This window comes from Campylobacter lari subsp. concheus (assembly GCF_008245025.1).
Lineage (GTDB): Bacteria > Campylobacterota > Campylobacteria > Campylobacterales > Campylobacteraceae > Campylobacter_D > Campylobacter_D concheus.
Map to the genome: position 1 here is coordinate 264,283 of NZ_CP043426.1, position 19,110 is coordinate 283,392.

The 19,110-nt window shown below is 26.0% G+C and carries 14 protein-coding genes; all 14 read left to right on the forward strand.

What is annotated here, in order from left to right:
• Positions 1–4 precede the first annotated feature (4 nt).
• The 14 genes from CLCT_RS01495 to CLCT_RS01560 all read left to right on the forward strand — a co-directional run bounded on the left by CLCT_RS01495 (position 5) and on the right by CLCT_RS01560 (position 19,096).
• The gene (locus tag CLCT_RS01495) at positions 5–3,115 is read left to right on the forward strand and encodes a hypothetical protein (RefSeq protein ID WP_149062037.1); all 3,111 of its coding nucleotides are present in this window, start codon (positions 5–7) and stop codon (positions 3,113–3,115) included.
• Between the two features lie 8 nt (positions 3,116–3,123).
• Positions 3,124–5,124 carry a heparinase II/III domain-containing protein gene (locus CLCT_RS01500; RefSeq protein WP_149062038.1) on the forward strand — a complete coding sequence of 667 codons (2,001 nt, stop codon included), beginning with the start codon at positions 3,124–3,126 and terminating at the stop codon, positions 5,122–5,124.
• A 4-nt stretch (positions 5,125–5,128) separates the two neighbouring features.
• Entirely contained in the window at positions 5,129–6,895 is a 1,767-nt protein-coding gene (locus tag CLCT_RS01505) for a discoidin domain-containing protein (RefSeq protein ID WP_149062039.1), read from the forward strand.
• Between the two features lie 453 nt (positions 6,896–7,348).
• The gene (locus CLCT_RS07905) at positions 7,349–8,233 is read left to right on the forward strand and encodes a DUF8374 domain-containing protein (RefSeq protein WP_500861384.1); all 885 of its coding nucleotides are present in this window, start codon (positions 7,349–7,351) and stop codon (positions 8,231–8,233) included.
• Complete coding sequence (locus CLCT_RS01515; protein WP_149062040.1) at positions 8,230–8,823, forward strand: PI-PLC domain-containing protein; 594 nt, start codon at positions 8,230–8,232, stop codon at positions 8,821–8,823. The genes CLCT_RS07905 and CLCT_RS01515 overlap by 4 nt, the downstream gene beginning before the upstream one ends.
• Positions 8,816–10,114, forward strand: coding sequence for an HAD-IA family hydrolase (locus CLCT_RS01520; protein ID WP_149062041.1), 1,299 nt, complete (start codon positions 8,816–8,818; stop codon positions 10,112–10,114). The genes CLCT_RS01515 and CLCT_RS01520 overlap by 8 nt, the downstream gene beginning before the upstream one ends.
• Positions 10,104–10,829, forward strand: a complete 726-nt coding sequence (locus CLCT_RS01525; protein ID WP_149062042.1) for a class II aldolase/adducin family protein — start codon at positions 10,104–10,106, stop codon at positions 10,827–10,829. Before CLCT_RS01520 ends, CLCT_RS01525 begins: the two co-directional genes overlap by 11 nt.
• A gap of 1 nt (position 10,830) precedes the next feature.
• Positions 10,831–12,339 carry a sugar phosphate nucleotidyltransferase gene (locus CLCT_RS01530; RefSeq protein WP_149062043.1) on the forward strand — a complete coding sequence of 503 codons (1,509 nt, stop codon included), beginning with the start codon at positions 10,831–10,833 and terminating at the stop codon, positions 12,337–12,339.
• On the forward strand, positions 12,323–12,865 hold the full coding sequence (locus tag CLCT_RS01535; RefSeq protein WP_149062044.1) for a dTDP-4-dehydrorhamnose 3,5-epimerase family protein: 543 nt from the start codon (positions 12,323–12,325) through the stop codon (positions 12,863–12,865). The genes CLCT_RS01530 and CLCT_RS01535 overlap by 17 nt, the downstream gene beginning before the upstream one ends.
• The gene (locus CLCT_RS01540; protein ID WP_149062045.1) at positions 12,866–13,900 is read left to right on the forward strand and encodes an NAD-dependent epimerase/dehydratase family protein; all 1,035 of its coding nucleotides are present in this window, start codon (positions 12,866–12,868) and stop codon (positions 13,898–13,900) included.
• 40 nt (positions 13,901–13,940) lie between these two features.
• Entirely contained in the window at positions 13,941–15,191 is a 1,251-nt protein-coding gene (locus CLCT_RS01545; RefSeq protein WP_149062046.1) for a protoporphyrinogen/coproporphyrinogen oxidase, read from the forward strand.
• Positions 15,184–16,551, forward strand: a complete 1,368-nt coding sequence (locus CLCT_RS01550) for a mannose-1-phosphate guanylyltransferase/mannose-6-phosphate isomerase (protein WP_149062047.1) — start codon at positions 15,184–15,186, stop codon at positions 16,549–16,551. Before CLCT_RS01545 ends, CLCT_RS01550 begins: the two co-directional genes overlap by 8 nt.
• Positions 16,552–17,691: a GDP-mannose 4,6-dehydratase gene (gmd, locus tag CLCT_RS01555; protein ID WP_149062048.1), complete on the forward strand. Its 1,140-nt coding sequence runs from the start codon at positions 16,552–16,554 to the stop codon at positions 17,689–17,691.
• A gap of 79 nt (positions 17,692–17,770) precedes the next feature.
• Entirely contained in the window at positions 17,771–19,096 is a 1,326-nt protein-coding gene (locus tag CLCT_RS01560) for a hypothetical protein (protein ID WP_149062049.1), read from the forward strand.
• The last annotated feature ends 14 nt before the right edge of the window (positions 19,097–19,110 follow it).

Genomic DNA, 19,110 nt, shown 5'->3' on the forward strand with positions numbered 1-19,110 from the left:
TATTATGAGAATTGTTGATATTTTAAATTATTTTAAAGATAGTGGTTTTAATAAAATAGTTAATTTAGCTATAAATGATAATATTGAAATATATTGTAAAATTTCAGATGAGTTTGTCTTGCCTTATAGTGATAATTTGCAAGATATACAAGACAAAACAATAGTGTTAATTAATATTGCCGATATAATCAGTTCTAAAGAAATATTTAATTCGAGTATAGCTGTAGTTTGTTTTTGCACTAAAGATGAAATTATTACACATACAAACTTAGCTAATTTGTTTAGTAGATACAAATTAGAAATTATTAATATTCAAGATACTAATATTAATTTAATAGCAATTTTAGCATTGAAAAATATTAATATTCAATATAATGATGAAAAGTTAATACTTAGCCAAAGATGTGAAATTTTATCTAAAGAGTTAGAAGATTATAAAGGCTCTAGATTAAAATATAAACGATTATATCAAACTTCCTACAAAGAGTTAAACGATTATAAAACAATATACAAAGAGCAAGTAAAATCTAATGAAATTTTATCTAAAGAGTTAAACGATTGTAAAACAATATACGAAGAGCAAGTAAAATCTAATGAAATTTTATCTAAAGAGTTAAACGATTGTAAAACAATATACGAAGAGCAAGTAAAATCTAATGAAATTTTATCTAAAGAGTTAGAAGATTATAAAGGTTCTAGATTAAAATATAAACGATTGTACGAAAAATGCTTGAAAGAGTTAGAAGATTATAAAGGTTCTAGATTAAAATATAAACGTATAGCTAGTTTTTACGAATTTAAATATAAACAATTAAAACAACAAAAAATAGTCAAAATAGCTTTAAGAATAAAGAAAATATTTAATTTGTTTAAAAAAAGACAATTTAGAAAGTCATTGACTTTAGAATCTAAAATAGAAGATTTATATAAAATAGTCTATACTAATAAAAAATTAAATGATTTTATTAAAAAAAATCAAGATAAACCTGTTATTTTGCTATACGGAGATATAAATCTTAATATTGTTGATGGGTCTTCAGTGTGGTTATCTTCTATTTTTAACTTAGCTATTTTAGATGCACATGTAATTATTTTTTCTAAGGTTAATATTAAAAACAATTTAGTGATTTCAAATTTTATAACTAATATTAAGAATAATTATTTAATTTTAGAGCCAAAAGATTTAAACATAAAAGAAGAGTTATCTGTACCTGAAATATCTCAAATATTAAATTACATTGATTATGTTGTACCAAATATTCAACTTTTGATAACTCGTGGTATGCAAATTACATACGAACTTACTAGAAATAATAATTTTAAATATAGATTGGTTCCATACTTAACCGATTTTTATATATTAAATAATGATGGTATACAGTTAAAAGAATTAGTAGAAGATCTTCTAAAAAATATTAATCGACATGTTAATTTTTGGTTATGGCAAACCCAAGAAATGAAAGAATTTGTAGAGCAAAAAATAGGTATTAAATTTAATAATAGTTGTTATTTTCCACCAGTTGTTTTTGATAAAAATACAAATATAAAACAAAAATATATAAAAAAATCAGATGAAATTGTTATAGGTTATGGTGGAAAAATTCAGCCAGAATGGGGAATTCTAGAATTAATTTCAAAAGTTAAAGATCTAAATAAAAATGGTAGAAAAATTAAACTGTTAATTATTTCTAGCAAAATTAGTGCAAAAAGTAGTTTCGGTAGTTATCCAGAATTTGTTGAAAAAATTAATAAGTATCTTTCATATGATTTTATCGAGTTTGTTTCAAATCTAAATCGCGAACAAACATTGGAAAGACTATCCTCTGTAGATTATCTTTACGGCTTTAGACCAAAATATTTTGAACAGAGTACTCTCGAAATTTCAACAAAAATTTTAGAATCATTAGTTTTGGAAAAACCTATAATTTGCTATCCTAATATAATCAATAAGAAGCTTTTTGGTAAGCAATATCCATATTTTATTAATGAAATTGATGAGTTAGAGAGTGTTATAGAAAATAAAAACCAAGTTGAAATTGACTACAAAGCGTTGGTTTTTCCATATTTATTTGACAATCGCAAGAATTTTTTTGAAGATAAACTTAGTGATGTAAAAAATAAAAAAATTACAATTGCAAGTCATGATTATAAATTTATAGATCATTTTTATTCTTATTTAAAGTCTATAGGTTTTATGGTGGATAAGGATCTATGGGAATGGGGGGATAATAAATATTTAGATAGAAGTAAATATTGTGTACATAATTCAGATGTGATTTTTTGCGAATGGGGTTTATCTAATGCTGTCTGGTATTCAAAAAATATCTCAGAAAACAATAAGCTAATAGTTCGCATCCATGCACAGGAAGTGAGACAAAAGGCTGTGAAATTTGGCCACCAGCTAAACATAGAAAATGTTGATAAAATTATTTTTGTATCAGAGAGGATTAGAAAGTTAGCATTAGATATTTTTGGTTGGCAAGAAAATACAACATGTGTTATTCCAAATTATGTATTAATGGATGACTTTATATGTAATGACTTGCATAAAAAAATTGGTTTAAATTTTGGTATGGTGGGTATTACACCGCAGAGCAAACGTTTAGATAGAGCTTTAGATTTGTTAGAAAATATATTAAAGATATATCCAGAGGCTAAATTATATATTAAAGGTATGAGACCTGAGCAATATGAGTGGATGCACGCTCCAGGTAGGGTTTGTGAGCTTGAATATTACTATAAACAATATGATCGAATCGAAAAAAATATTGCGTTGAAAAATGCAGTGGTATTTGATGAGTATGGTAATAATATGCCCGAATGGTATCAAAAAATAGATTTTATTCTATCTCCTAGTGATCATGAGTCATTTCATTATGCATTGGCCGATGGTGTTATATCTGGATGTATTCCTATACTGTGGAATTGGGAAGAAGCAGAAAAAATATATACAAAAGAATGGATTATTAAAGATGTTCAGAGTGCTTTAGATTATATAAAATCTGTTTTAAATTATAACAGCAGAGAGTCGTTAAGAAAAAAAAATATAGATATTGTAAAAAATAGATATAATAATGTAAAAATATATCAAGAATTGAAGGAAAAAGTTTTATAGGAAAATTTATGAAAAACTCGTTTTTAGAATCTTTTTTTCCGGAATTATATCAAGAAATTGAATTTGATGTCTTAAATGCAGAATATACAAAAGTGAAACAAGGATATTTAAAAGGTCATAGTGGTAATAAAATTTCAGATTTTTTGGTCACATCTGAAAAAGATTGGGACAAGACTTTTTTTATGAAATCATCGGAAGCGTGGCATTTTCATACATTATCTAGATCTTTGGTTTTATTACTACATAGTAAGATTGTAACAAGAGAATCTAAAGAATTAGTTTTTGAGCATGTGAAAAATTGGTACACATGGAACGAGAAGACTAATCGAAAACATGAACAAGTATGGTCAGGACACACTGTAGCTTTAAGATTAGATTTTTTATTACTTTGTTATTGTTTAATGGATAAGCAGCAAGTGCCATTTTGGCTTATTGCAAGTATAGAAAAACATATGGAATATCTATTAAATGATGAAAATTATGATGGAAACTGGAACCATGGATTAGATCAAAATATTATTTTGTTAAAGACTGAATTTGTTTTTAAAAAATGGAATATTCAGGATAAAATCATATATAGAATAATGGATAATTTTAAGCATGCTTTTGACGAAGAAGGTGTTACCAATGAACAAGCTATAATGTATCATCATTACAATATGTCTAGATTTTCACATGTTTTAAATTTATTTAATTTTATAAATGTGTGCCAAAGTTTAAATTTAGAAGAGATGATAAAAAAGGCAAGCGTCTTTTTGAAGTATTCCTTAACTCCTAGTGGAAAATATATCCCAATAGGGGATACTCCTTATATTACTCCAAATTTTAAAATAATGAATGATGATTTAAAATGGTATTATGAGCGAATCTTAGCAGATAAATCATATCCTTTGGTGCAAATTTATAAGAGAGGATATGTTTTTGGAAGAAGTTCTTGGGAAAATAATGCATCTCAGTATTCTATTAGATTTGGTCCAGCTAGAATTATTCATGGCCATAATGATCATATGAGTTTAACTTATTTTTTTAACAATAAAATGGTTTTAATAGATGGTGGTTTTGGAGGATATCAGAAAACTCCTTATAGAACCTTTTTACAAAGTCCTTTATCGCATAATGTTGTTTTCATAGAGAAAGCTAGAAAATTTTTGTGGAGCAGTGAAACCTATTTAATGATAAATTTATCTCATAAAGATAAAAGTTATTATGTATTTCAAGATGAACCTTATGAAAATGTAAGTCGTTTTAGAGCAATTTATATTGATATTAAAAAAGATATTTTTTTTGTCGTTGATAAAATAATTTCTATCAAGAGTGAAATATTTATTCAAAATTGGAATTTTTCTAGTGATTGTATTTTTAGTATTGAAAAGGATTATATAAAAATAGTAGATGGAAATAACACTTACAAAATGTATTATCATATCACATTGGGTGATGAAATAGAAATTTCTGAGTTAAAATTTTATAAAGATAAAAATGGACTAAATATTCTCGGTGGAATTGCTGGAGAAAATAATGAAAAATATATTCCTATAAAAAATCTTAGAACACGTAAAACCGGAAAAAATGTATTTTTTTCTAATATATTTTCTTTGACAAGAAATGCTTTTATGATAGATGAAAATGATTTTAGTTTAATGTGCTATGAACAACAGTATATATGCGTAATTAAGTCTACATTGGATTTGCTTTGCTCTACTGTTGTTAAAAAGTTAAGTACTGTTTTAGAGAATAAAGAGCATTATAAAATCAAACATGACATTCCTTTGATAACGAAATCTCAATATTTATTGGTAAAAATAAATCCTATTGATAAAAATAATGAATTTTGTTCATATTACTATATCACTTCTATTGAAGGAGTTAAATTGCGTTTTGATAGGTATTATTTAGTCGAAAATAATAGTGATGAAAAAATAATATTTATGCTTCCTGCTTTGTCTTCAGGAAGTATTGAGATAGAATTGATTGAAATGAATAAAAATACTTTAGAGGGAGTAAATTAAAGTTATGTTTTGGAAAGAAGATGATTTGATAGATATTGCCATAGGAAAAATAGCAACACAAAGTTCTGTATGTAAAATGTCTAGAGAAAATGATGCTTGTAGGGCAGTTAATCCTTGTGTATATAATCAAAAAATACCTTATAGTAGTTGTACTGCTTGTGAATTTAATCCATGGTGGATGATAGATTTAGAATCAGAATATAAAATAGAGACTATTCTTGTTTATAATAGTTCAATAGATCCAGAAGCAATAAAAACATTAGAGGTTTATGTTTCTAATGATAAGGAGCATTGGCAATATATTGAAAAAGATTTATTTGTATGGAATAATTTAAATTCTATAGAGATTAGTTTATCTCAAAGAATATCTGCAAGATACGTAAAATTTTCACTTCAAGGGAAAAATTCTTTAAAGTTAAAAAAAGTTCAAATTTTTATAAGAAAGTATAAAGGTATTATAATTCCTACCCGACAAGATGGTTTTGGTGCTAGAATGATAGCTGTTTTAAATGCTATGTATTTAGCTGAAAAAACAGGATTTAAATTTGGATTGTGGTGGTTACCTAGAAGTAAAAAAGATAAATATGATGTTTTTGTTGAAAAAGAAGAGGATATTTTTAATTTTAATTTTCTGAAAAAATACTCTTATACAAATAGGAAGATAGATTTTATAGAGCCAATTAATGTTATAGATATAAAAAATATTTCCGAAGGTTGTTTTGGAGAAATGCTGGGATATTGGAAGGCAGATATAATAAATCATGAGTGTATTGGTGTCCATGATTATTTTGAAAGATGTAAAAAATTATGGAGAGAAATTTGTTTTACGGAAAAATATAGAAAAATTATTCAGTATTTTAAAACAAATGATTTTGATAAATATGTGGGAATTCATATTCGCAATGGAGATAATATCATGAGATATGATTATAGAAAAGTAATATTTCATGATATGTTATTTGATAGATTTTTTCCCTTGGAGTTGGTTGAAAAGCTAGTTTTTGAATTATATCAAAGTGGCAAAAAGATAGTTTTAATTGGTCCAGATGAAGAGGTTATTGCCAAATTAAAAAATTCTATTAATAGTTTATATGGTAATGATTTTATAGTTTTATCTAGTGATTTCCAGGGTATTAAAATAGAAGGTGAAATGGAAAAAATATTTTTTGATTTGTGTTTATTATCAAATTTGAAATCTGTATTTTGTTCTAAATCATCATTATATATGAAACTAGCTTGTTTAATAGGAGATTGTAAAATTAAAAGATTTACTGATTTGTTTTCAATAGAAGAGCAGCTAGACATAATTTTTAATTCAAAAATGCAGATTAATAATCTACATAGAGCAGCTTCTTTTGCATATATGTACTTTACAATTAAAGATAATTATAATTTTTCTTATGAAATAAAAAATGACATTTTAAATAAGGCCTTTGAAAACGATCCAGAAAATTATATATATATTATAGAACAGACAAAACTTGCATTAATTTATGGTAATATGGATATTGCTGAGCAAAAAATATCTTTTTATATGAAACAAGATTATAACATTGTAATGGAGACTATATTTAGTAAATTACCTTGTGAGACACAATCTGGATACAATAGGCAACCATTAGCTCAAATAATTTTTTTTAATTTATTACAAGATTTAAATATTGAAAATATAACATATTCTTTAGGTCATATTTTATTTAAATTTTATGAGTACTTTAATAATTTTGAAAAAATGAAAGAGTATGATAAATTTAAGATTTACAAGGATTAGCCAATGAAAATTGCAATTCATTTTTATGGCCATCTTAGAACTTATAAAAAAACCTATGAATATTTTGTAAAAAATATTTTACATCCGAATTATACTTTTGCCAGCAATATTGATATTTTTTTTCATACTTGGGATGAATTGAATACAACTGATGGTATGGGTCCTTCTAGAAGATTATTTAATGCAAAATTAAATCATGTTAGTGTTACAAAAGAAGATATAAAAGAACTATTGTCTTTGTATAAGCCTAAAAGATACATTATAGAAAAAAAAGATGTTTTTTATGGGAGAGATGCTTCTATAAAAAGAGTTTATAAATTAAGAAAAGAATATGAAAAAGAAAAATGTTTTACATATGATTATTATATTTTTTTAAGATTTGATTTGTTGTTTGCCACACCTTTTTTGTTAGAAGAATTTATTAGTGTGTATTCAGGTGGAGAGATGTTAAAAATGACATCAGGATTACCAGAAAATTTTGTATTTATTGGATCAAATATATTTAGAAGATGCAAAGTTGCTGATTTTAGGTTTTTTCAAGAGACAGATCTTTTTTGGATTTCAAATTATGGAGATGATTGGGATATATGGGTTGATAATAATTTTAACTTTGATGTTCGTTTTCCAGTTGTGCCTATAGCTATTGATTATAAATTAAATACGGATTTTTATATTTGGAGGGATATTTATGATTTAAAAAAAGATATAGATCCTTTAATTGAAGTTAGAAAATCTATATTAAAACATAATGAAATTGAAAAAAACAATCTTCTCCAAGAAAACCAGAAATTAAATCAAGAAAAAAACAATTTAAAAATAATTTTAAACTCATATGATATTCAGGAGAAAAAACTAAGAATATTAAATCTAGAACAAGATATTGTTTATAAAAAATTAAAAATAAAATTAAAAGAACAAAAAATTAATAAACCAAAACCAATTATTAAGCGAATGCAAATTATATATTCTCAATCTGCAATATTCCGTATTCAAAATCAACTTTCATATAAACTAGGTCAAGCTATGATAGTTAATTCAAAATCTATACTAGGTTACATAAGAATGCTTTTTGTATTATCTTATATAAAAGATAAACACAAACAAGAACAAAAAATCTACCAAGAAAAAATAAAAAAAGATCCTTCTTTAAAGCTACCTCCATTAGAAGATTATCTTGATTATCAAGAAGCCTTAAAGGAAAAGGAGTGTTTTACTTATAAATTAGGTCAAGCTCTTATACAAGCTAATAAAACTTGGTATAAGGGTGGGTATATCAGGTTGTTACTTGAAATTAGGAAGTTGAAAAGGGAATTTTTATATAAACAAGGTATAAAATGATATTTCTACATCGTCAAAATAATCTAGAGTGGTATAATAAAAATTATGGTATAGAAATTGATTTAAGATATAATGGAAAATTAATATTAAATCATGATCTATTGAAGAAAAATATCTTATATTCTTATTTTGAGGAAAAAATTCAATTTATGAAAAATATTCCTATTATTTGTAATGTAAAAGAATCAGGATTAGAAGAAAAAATTATAGAATTACTTGGTAATAATTTTGAGTATTATTTTTTAGATTCTCAAATTCCAGATATTTTAAGATTATCAAAAGATGGACATCAGGGTAAATTTATCATCAGAATTTCAGATGTTGAGTCTTATAATGAAAAACTTATGGAGATTAGTAAGCCTAAATATGTATGGGTGGATTATTCACAATTTTCTAGTTTTGATATTAAGGATTATCAAGAATTTATTTATAATATCAAGCCAAAATTAGAGCAAGTTGAACCTATATTGGTTTCTCCTGAGTTATATGATTTATCATATACGAAACTTATAAAACCTATTCAAAGTATTCTACCAAAAGGATTTTCTGTGTGTACTAAAAAACCTGAGCTATGGAGCTTTTATGTTTAATTTAAGAAAAATAGCTGAAAAATATAAACTTATTATGGTTGATATTGATAATACCTTGTTTAATTACACATTTGCACATAAAAATGCTTTAGAAGCTGTAATGAAACAATATAATCTTACACTAGAAGATTATGATCTAGCAAAAAAGATGATTGCAAAGAGGGGATTATCTGCAAATCATCATAAAAAAGAATTGTATTTTAAAATTATTTGTGAAAATAAAAATATTCATTTTTCAAAAGCTAGTGAAATGTTTGAGTTGTATGTTTCTATTTTTACAAGAAATTTAAAAGTAGATAAAACAATGTTTGAATTTTTATGTTTTATTAAAACTCTTAATAAAAAAGTAATAGCTATAACAAACTTTTATTTTATTGAGCAAATCCATAAACTAAATTGTGCGAATTTGACAAATATGATTGATTATTTGGTATGCTCTGAAGAATTTGAGCTTGAGAAACCAAATAAAGTGCTTGTTAATAGAGCTTTAGAGCTTTATGGGAAATTTATTGATGAAGAAGAAATTGTAATGATTGGAGATTCTATCGCCGATGATTTTCTAGGAGGAGGATATAGGATAAATTATTATCCATATAATTGTTCAAAGCTACTGATTTCAATTTCTGGAAAAAGTGGAAGTGGAAAGACTACTTTGAGTAATGCTATTGATGAAATATACAAAAGTTTTATTATTAGTACTGATGGTTATCATAAATATGAAAGGCATTCTAAGATGTGGGAGAGGGTGACACACTATAACCCAGAAGCAAATAATCTTATTCAGTTAGCTATGGATATAAAACATATTTATCAAGATATAGGAAATAAACTATATATACCATTATATGATCATAAAAATGGAGTGATTATTAAATCTGATGAGATTAAGATTAAAGATTTAGATATTGTGATTATAGAGGGTTTACACACTTTATATCAAGAGGTTATAGGAGATTTTGTAAAAATTAAAATATATATTGATTCAGATGAAGCAGATAAACAGAAGATAAATAGAGATAGTAAAGAAAGAAATTATAGTCATTCTAAGATTATAGATACTATACAAAAACGAGAGGAAGATTATAAAAAATATCTTGAAAAACAAAAAGACAATGCAAATTTTCTAATTATAGTTAGAGATGGTATTTTTAAAATATGCTTAAGGGATATATTGTTAAATAATTACTTGCAAAAAGAATATACTGGTAGATATGAAGATTTGATCCAAACCGTAAAAGATATTTTTGATCTGATTTTGAAAAATAGATGGGTAATGGAAAATGATGTATAATAATAAAAAGCTTGATGGGTGTATTAAAGACTACCAAGAATTGCGTAAAATTTTTGGTAATATTTTAGATGCCCCATCAAAAGGTGGAAATATTTCTATAAAGAATGATGAATATTTTATTATTAAGGCTTCAGGTGAGGATTTAAAAAAAGAGCATAAAATTTCTATTTTTAAAAATAATGTCAATTCTTTTTCTTATTACAAAGATTATTCTGTAGATATTGTGAAACCATCTATGGAGATCAAAATGCATATGGTATTTAAAAATAAATATGTAGCACACTATCATCCTGTTTATATTTTACCTTATTTATGTGCCAAAGAATATAAATTTGAAAATTATGAAACTATTGATTTTGCCTTACCCGGAAATGATTTATATGAAGCATTAAGTAAAAGTTATTCTTATCAAGAAAAGGGTGTTACGTTGTTGCGAAATCATGGTGTTGTTATTTACGCAGAGCAAATTCAAGATATAATAGAATTATATAATCAATTAAAAAGTGAATTTTTTGAACAAAATGATTTTGTTTATACTCCAGATGATGCAGTTGATAAGACTAATGAGGAGCTATGGTTGTTTAGAAATGTAATGGAAAATATTGCTAGTAAAAAACAAATTAATCTAAACCCATTAAAAGTGAGTGAAATTAATAAACTGTTAAATTTACCTGATGAGCAATACAGAAAAAAAATTATGGAAAGTGAGAATTAGAATGAATATTATTATACCTGCAACTGGAGTAGGCAAGAGATTTAAAGAAGCCGGATATAAAGAATTAAAACCTTTTATTAAAGTTATGAAAAACAAAGTTATCTTGGACTATGTAGTTGAATGCTTTGAAGTTCAAAATGATATTTTTTATTTTATTGTCCAAGAGCGTGAGAAAAGTAAATTTGAAGATTTTGCTTTATCTAGAAAAATTAATGCGAAAATTATTGTCTACAAAGGGGAAAAATTAGGACCTGCTGGAAGCTTATATGGTGTGGTGTCGCAGTTGCAAGATATACTTGATGAGGAAGTTATTATTAGCTATTGTGATTTTGGACAAGAATGGAATTATAAGGATTTTCTACAATTTGCACAAAAAAACCTAGATGTTCAGGCTATAATTCCTTGTTATACTGGTTATCATCCTCATTTATTACCTTTAGAGAATGTATATGCAGCATGTAAGGTGTATGAAGATACTTATAAAGTATATGAAGTTATAGAAAAATATAATTCTAAGAATAAATTTGAAGAATATTATTCTTCCGGTATTTATTATTTCAGAACTTTAAAGTTGGCTATTGAAGCAATAAAAAAACAAATAGAAGCCAAAGATATGGTTTCCGGGGAATATTATGTGTCTGTAACTAATAATTATATAGAAAATGTTTTATGTTATCCTTTTATAGAGAAATTTTATCAATTTGGCACTCCAAAAGACTTTGAATATGTAAAAGAAAAACTTAACTCACAAGATGTTAATAACGAAAAAACAAAAATACAAAATACTATTATATTATCTGCTGGTAGAGGAGAGAGATTTTTAAATCTTAATTTTAACCAACCAAAACCATTTTTACCTCTTGGTAAAACAAGTATTATAGAAAATATAATTGATACTTTAAAAAATGTTGATACGAATATTATTTGCGTTGGTGCACAAGATCATGAAAAATATTGGGAAAATATAAAACAAGAAATAAGGTTCGTAAAACCGAATAAGATTGGTGCGGCATATTCTTATAAAGAATCTTGTGGAGATTTGTCAGGTGATGTTTTAATTCTTCCGTGTGATTTGATTGCCAAGCATGTTAATAAGGAATTTATAAGATTGCAAAAAGAATATGAAGTTATTGTATTTGTTACATATGCTTCTAAATATAATATTAATAATCCGCATTATTTTACTTGGGTAGATGGGGAAAATAACAAAATAGATAATATTTTTGTTAAAAATAGATCTAATGATGCAAATTTAGTAATGATAGGAAGTTTTTATTTTAAGGAAAATTCTTTGTTATTAGAATATATAAATAAAATATTCCAAGAAGATATAAAAACTAACGGTGAATTCTATATAGATAATGTATTTGAATTGTTAATTAAAACACATAAGATAGGCTATATAATCGTTGATAATTATTTCTCTTTTGGAACTCCAGATGAGTATTTGGAAAATAAGTATTGGTTTTGTAAAATAAATATAAAGGAAAATAATGGCGATAGAATTTGATATACAAGAATCAAAAATTTTAAAAGGAGTATATATAATAACTCCTAATAAATTTAGAGATTTACGTGGAGAAATATGGACAGCTTTTACAAGTGAAGTCATAGATAAACTTTTGCCAGATAATCTTCAATTTATACATGATAAATTTATTCACTCTAGACATAATGTCATAAGAGGTATACACGGGGATCATAAAACATATAAACTAGCTACTTGTGTTTATGGAGAAATACATCAGGTTGTGGTTGATTGTAGACAAGATTCGCCTACTTATTTAAAACATGAAAAATTTATAATAAATCAAGATAATCAAAAAATTATCTTAGTTCCAGCTGGATTTGGAAATGCACATTATGTAAGTAGTGAAAGTGCAGTGTATTATTACAAATGTGCATATAAAGGAGAATATGTGGATGCGAATGAACAATTCACTTATGCTTGGAATGATGAGAGAATAGGGGTTGATTGGCCAACAAAATCTCCAGTCCTTTCAGAAAGAGATGTATTAGCTTCAAAAGGAAATTAAATGAATAAAGATTCTAAGATTTATATAGTAGGACATCGCGGATCTGCTGGAAGTGCCATAATGGAAAAATTGCAAAAACTAGGTTATAATAATCTAATATATGCAACAAGAGAAGAGTTAAACTTACTTGATTTTAGTGTTGTAAAAAATTTTTTTGATAATAATCAACCAGAATATGTTTTTTTTGCAGCGGCAAAAATGAGTGCTTTGGGTGTAAAAGCTCCAGCTGATATTTTATACGAAAATTTAACAATTCAGAATAATATATTTTTCAATTCGTATAGTTCAAATGTAAAAAAATTAATTTTTTTTGGTAGCTCTTGGATGTATCCTCAGCATGCAGACAATCCTATCAAAGAAGAAAGTTTGCTTACAAGTGAGTTAGAATATAATGCTGAACCATATGCTTTAGCAAAGATTGCTGGAGTTAGAATGTGTGAATTTTATAATTTACAATATAATACTAATTTTATTTCAGTTGCATTGACTAATTTATATGGAAAAACAGCTGATTATAACTTAAAAACAGCTAGGGTATTGCCAGCGATGCTTAGAAAATTTCATTTAGCAAAACTTCTTAATGAAAAGAGGTATGATGAAATTTTATTAGATCTTAACTTGCAAGATCAAGATGAAGCGATAAGTTATCTTAATACCAATGGAATTCATAAAGAACATATAGAGCTTTGGGGTGCAGGTAAGACTAGGAGAGAATTTATACATTCAGAAGATTTGGCAGATGCTTGTATATATATAATGAATAATATTAATTTTAGCGATCTATCTAAAAATAATATAAAAAATACACATATTAATGTGGGCACGGGTAGTGATTTATCTATTGCAGAATTAGCTTATTTAATAAAGCAAATTACACAATACCAAGGTGAAATAAAATTTGATATAAGTAAGCCAGATAGCTCTATGAATAGATTGCTCGATTGCTCTAAAATTCAGTCTTTTGGTTGGAAGCATAAAATAGAACTTGAAGAAGGTATTAAGATGATGTATGAGCAATATTTATTGCTAAAATAAAGTATTGTATTTGCTAATAAATAGTTTTAAAGGAATAATAATGAAGATAGGAATAATTGGTGCTGGTATATCTGGTATGTCTGTTGCAAGGCTTTTAAAAGATAAATTTGAAGTTGAAGTTCTAGAAAAATATAATGTAGTAGGTGGTATTGCTAGAACGAGAGATGTTAATGGTGATGCGTATCATGTCAATGGTGGACATTGTTTTAATTCTAAATTTGGTGATGTTTTAGATTTTGTTTTTAATGTCGTATTAAGTAAAGATAAATGGAATTATTTGCCTAGAAAAGCTGAAATTTTATTTAAAGAAAATTGGATCACTTATCCTATAGAATTCTCAATTAAAGAAATAAATAATTTTGATCCAAATTTGGCTTTTAGAATAACTAATGAAATGTTTAATGCTTCTTACGAAAAAGGGAAAAATCTTGAAGAATGGTTTATAAATCATTTTGGACCAACTTTAGCAAAAGAGTATTTTATACCGTACAATACTAAAATTTGGGGTATAGCTCCGAAAAATATGGACAATGTGTGGATAGAAGATGAAAGACAAATGAAGCTTCCTGTTCCAACAAAAGAGAGTTTTTATAAATCTTTGATTGATAAAACAACAGATAAAATGTCCCATGCTAGCTTTTATTATCCTAAATCAAACAATCAAAACACTTTTATAGAGGCTATAGGAGAAGGAGTTGATATTATTATAAATTACGAGGTAAAAGATGTTAAAAAAGAAAGTAACCAATGGATTATTAATGGTGAAAAAAAATATGATCTCTTAATAAATACTAGCCCATTGGATTTGATTCCTAAAATTTTAAAAGATATTCCCAATAATATTTTGGGGTATTTTGAAAAATTAAAATTTAATAGAGTTAGTAATGTTTTATGGAAAATGAATTCCGAGTTTATTCCAACATGGGCATATATTCCAAATAAAGATTTCAAAATCCATAGAATTATAAATACAGGTAGATTTATGTATCCTTATAAAAATTGTTGTATAACTGAGATAATAGGAGAACATCCTATTGAAATTTTTGAAGAAGAAGGAAAAAAAATAGAATTTTTAGATTCAATTGTTTCACATAACATCACAGAGCATGCTTATCCTTTATTTGATTTAAATTATGTGAAATCTAAGAAAAATGCTTTAGAATATTTAAATTTTATTGGATTGATTTCTCATGGTAGATTTGGCGAATGGGAATATTATAATATGGATGTTTGTATAAAAAGATCCATAGATTTAGCAAAAAAAATAATAAATGAGTATTATCATGACTAATATCCTTCTTTGTGGTGGTAGCGGTACAAGACTTTGGCCGCTTAGTAGAACACTAATGCCAAAACAATTTTTAAAATTATTTGATGACAAATCTTTATTTGAGCTAGCTGTACAAAGAAATTCTAAAATTTGCTCCAATGTTTTGATAGTATGCAATGAAGAGCAATATTTCCTAGCCCTTGATCAAATTTCAAATACAAATAAGACTAGATTTATTTTAGAACCGCTAGCAAAAAATACTGCAGTAGCTATTACCTTAGCCTGTTTATCTTTACCCAAAGAAGAAATAGTATTCATCACACCAAGTGATCATTTAGTCAAAAATGAAAAGGCATATCAAGAAGTAATAGCTAAAGCTTTAGAAATTGCAAATGATAACTATCTTGTAACTTTTGGTATAAAACCTGATAGCCCACATATTGGATATGGTTACATTAAATCCAAAAATACTTATGATGTTGAAGCTTTTATAGAAAAACCAAATTTAAAAAAAGCAAAAGAATTTTTAGAAGATGGAAGTTATTTATGGAATTCAGGTATGTTTATGTTTAAAGTTGGTTTTTTCTTAGAGCAAATGCAAGCTTATTCAAAAAAAATATATGATTTTTGTTTAAAAGCACATAAAAATGCTTTAATACAAAATGATTTTATCAAAATCAAATCAGCAGACATGGAGAAAATTCCAGAACTAAGCATAGATTATGCCTTAATGGAAAAATCAAACAAGGTAAAAGTAATATCTAGTGACATTTCTTGGAGTGATGTAGGAAGCTTTGAAAGTTTAGCTAAAGAGTTTAGTGATGGTAAAAATTATACCAATACGAATGCTAAATTTTTAGATTCTAATAATATTTTTTGCTATGCAAGTGATAAAAAGAAATTTATAGCTACAATTGATCTTGATGATATATTTATCATAGACACTCAAGATGCACTTTTAATTAGTAAAAAATCATCATCCCAAAAAGTAAAGCAAATTCATGAAGCTATTAAAGAAAATGAAAATCTAAGCAAAAATCATCTTTGTACGCATAGACCTTGGGGAAGTTTTACTATACTTGAAGATGAAAAAGGATATAAAATCAAACGCATAGAAGTTAAACCTGGAAAACGACTTTCCTTGCAAAAGCATTTTCATAGAAATGAACATTGGATAGTTTTAAGTGGTACAGCAAGTGTAGAAATAGATGGAGTGGAAAATTTAGTAAGACCTAATGAGTCAATCTATATAAAAATGGGACAAAAACATCGTTTAAGTAATTATGGTAAAATTCCTGTTGTAATCATAGAAGCTCAAGTAGGTGAATACACAGGCGAAGATGATATAATAAGATTAGAAGACGATTATAAAAGGATATAGATGAAAAAAGTAGCGTTGGTAACTGGAGTTACTGGACAAGATGGAGCATATTTGTCTGAATTTTTACTTAATAAAGGTTATGAAGTACATGGTATAAAAAGAAGATCTTCTTTATTTAATACAGATAGGATAGATCATTTATTTGAAGGTCATCATGGCAAAAATAATAATTTTTATTTACACTATGGCGATATGACTGATTCTATGAATTTAACTAGAATAATAGCTGAAATTAAACCAGATGAGATTTATAATCTTGCTGCTATGAGTCATGTGCATGTTAGCTTTGAAACGCCTGAATATACAGCAAATGCTGATGGTATAGGAACTCTTAGAATACTTGATGCGGTAAGATTTTTAAATTTAACTCAAAAAACTAAAATCTATCAAGCTTCCACTTCGGAACTCTTTGGGAGGGTGCAAGAAACTCCACAAAGCGAAAAAACTCCATTTTATCCAAGAAGTCCTTATGCTGTAGCAAAAATGTATGCATATTGGATTACGGTAAATTATAGAGAAGCTTATAATATGTTTGCATGTAATGGAATTTTATTTAATCATGAAAGTCCTGTTAGAGGGGAAACATTTGTAACTAGAAAAATTACTCGTGCAGCTGCAAAAATAGCTTTAAATTTAGATGATATACTTTATCTTGGTAATTTAGATGCTAAAAGGGATTGGGGGCATGCAAAAGATTATGTAAAAATGATGTGGATGATACTTCAGCACGAAAAAGCTGATGATTGGGTTATAGCTACTGGAAAAACTACTACAGTAAGAGACTTTGTCAAACTTGCTTTTGAATACTGTGGGATAAAACTAAATTTTAAAGGAAATGGGATAGATGAAGAGGGTTTTATAGAAGATTTTGATCAACAAAGAGTTAAAGAGCTTTCTTTAAATTTTAACCATCTTCAAAAAGGCCAAGTAGTAGTAAAAGTAAATCCTAGATATTTTAGACCTACCGAAGTTGATTTGCTTTTAGGTGATCCTTCTAAGGCTGAAAAAGAACTAGGTTGGAATAGGGAATATGATCTTAAAAATTTAGTTAATGATATGATGAAAAGTGATTTGAAACTCATGAATAAAGATGTCTTTCTCAAAGAAGGTGGATATAAAATAATGAGGTATTATGAGTAATCCATAATATTTTTTATAACAAATTATAAAGTAACATTAATATTCTAAAAAAGTAAATAAAATTGATAAAGATGTGATAATGTATACATGCAATATAGAGTTTAATATAGAAAAATATAATATTCAAATTGGTGGAGGACTATATCAATATTTAAATTATGAGTGTTTGCTTAATTTACTAAAATTTGGTAAAAATGATATTGAAGATAATAAATTTTATATTATTACTAGTTTAGTATCTGATGAATATGTTTTTTTATTTCTAAAAGTAAATCAAAAATTTTTTATATTAGTTCAAAAATTTTCTATTGATATGGTAATTGACATTGAATCTAATAAGATAAACATCTTATCTAAAATTTCCAAAGAGCAAGTAGAAAATGCTTTAAATACATTAAAAATGAAAATTAGCTTTCTATATGATAATAATATAGATTTTTATAAAATTTTTTATATATATAATTATGAAAAACTAGAAACTTCGCGAAAAATACTTTTTCTTAATAGTTATCCTAGGCCATGGCATTATTTTCAAGACTTTTTATGTAAATTTTTTATTATAAAAAATAAAATTATGAAAGATAGGGTAATATCTATTCTTTCTTTGGTTAAAAACGAATATATAGATTTAAACTATGATGATATTGTTACATATGAATTTATAAGTGATGACGCAGCGAATCAATTTATTATAGAGAATGATTTTGTAGTATGGAGGCCTATTAGAAATTTTATCACTAAAGATGAATGTACTTTTAACATGAAGGAAAAATTTTATTTTTGGTTAAAAAACATTTCTCTAAAAAATTCTTTAGAGTTTAGAAATTCTATCATACAAGAAATTATAAAATATAAATATAAAATTTGGATTAGTGTTGCAAGACAGGGTAGAAAATGGATAGAACAAGAGCAAGGCATTATTGAATTATCAGAAAGTTTAAGAAAAATGTATGGTGATGAAGTATGTATTGTACTAGATAGTCTAACCTCTAGTTTGTATTATGGAAAAGAAGCTTATGGTTTGATAAATATGGATGAGATATTTTATATACATTCTTTGAGTAAAAATTTAAAAATTAAAAGTTTTAATATATTTGGATTTTCATCTGCGGAAAAAATCAACATAGCTCATTGTGTTGATTTTTATATCGGAAATATGAATACTGATATGCTTTATCCGTGTTATATTGCTAAAAAGCATGGGGTTTGTTATGGTAGTGTTGAGAACTATGATATTAAAAAACAAGATGAGGAAATTTTATATTTAAATTTTTTTCCAATTGAACATGTCAAAACAGTTAATCCTAGAAAAATATACTGTAGATCAGATTATTCTATAAATCCTTTTTATTTTGCAAAATATGTATCGCAACAGATATATTTTTACTTTACAAAAAATAAATAGCCAATGAAAGAAAA

Coding starts and splice junctions, on each gene's coding strand:
- CLCT_RS01525 (WP_149062042.1), top strand. CDS start 10,104: ATGATGTATAATAATAAAAAGCTTGATGGGTGTATTAAAGACTACCAA.
- CLCT_RS01540 (WP_149062045.1), top strand. CDS start 12,866: ATGAATAAAGATTCTAAGATTTATATAGTAGGACATCGCGGATCTGCT.
- CLCT_RS01515 (WP_149062040.1), top strand. CDS start 8,230: ATGATATTTCTACATCGTCAAAATAATCTAGAGTGGTATAATAAAAAT.
- CLCT_RS01550 (WP_149062047.1), top strand. CDS start 15,184: ATGACTAATATCCTTCTTTGTGGTGGTAGCGGTACAAGACTTTGGCCG.
- CLCT_RS01530 (WP_149062043.1), top strand. CDS start 10,831: ATGAATATTATTATACCTGCAACTGGAGTAGGCAAGAGATTTAAAGAA.
- CLCT_RS01545 (WP_149062046.1), top strand. CDS start 13,941: ATGAAGATAGGAATAATTGGTGCTGGTATATCTGGTATGTCTGTTGCA.
- CLCT_RS01560 (WP_149062049.1), top strand. CDS start 17,771: ATGTATACATGCAATATAGAGTTTAATATAGAAAAATATAATATTCAA.
- CLCT_RS01495 (WP_149062037.1), top strand. CDS start 5: ATGAGAATTGTTGATATTTTAAATTATTTTAAAGATAGTGGTTTTAAT.
- CLCT_RS01500 (WP_149062038.1), top strand. CDS start 3,124: ATGAAAAACTCGTTTTTAGAATCTTTTTTTCCGGAATTATATCAAGAA.
- CLCT_RS01505 (WP_149062039.1), top strand. CDS start 5,129: ATGTTTTGGAAAGAAGATGATTTGATAGATATTGCCATAGGAAAAATA.
- CLCT_RS07905 (WP_500861384.1), top strand. CDS start 7,349: ATGACATCAGGATTACCAGAAAATTTTGTATTTATTGGATCAAATATA.
- gmd (WP_149062048.1), top strand. CDS start 16,552: ATGAAAAAAGTAGCGTTGGTAACTGGAGTTACTGGACAAGATGGAGCA.
- CLCT_RS01535 (WP_149062044.1), top strand. CDS start 12,323: ATGGCGATAGAATTTGATATACAAGAATCAAAAATTTTAAAAGGAGTA.
- CLCT_RS01520 (WP_149062041.1), top strand. CDS start 8,816: ATGTTTAATTTAAGAAAAATAGCTGAAAAATATAAACTTATTATGGTT.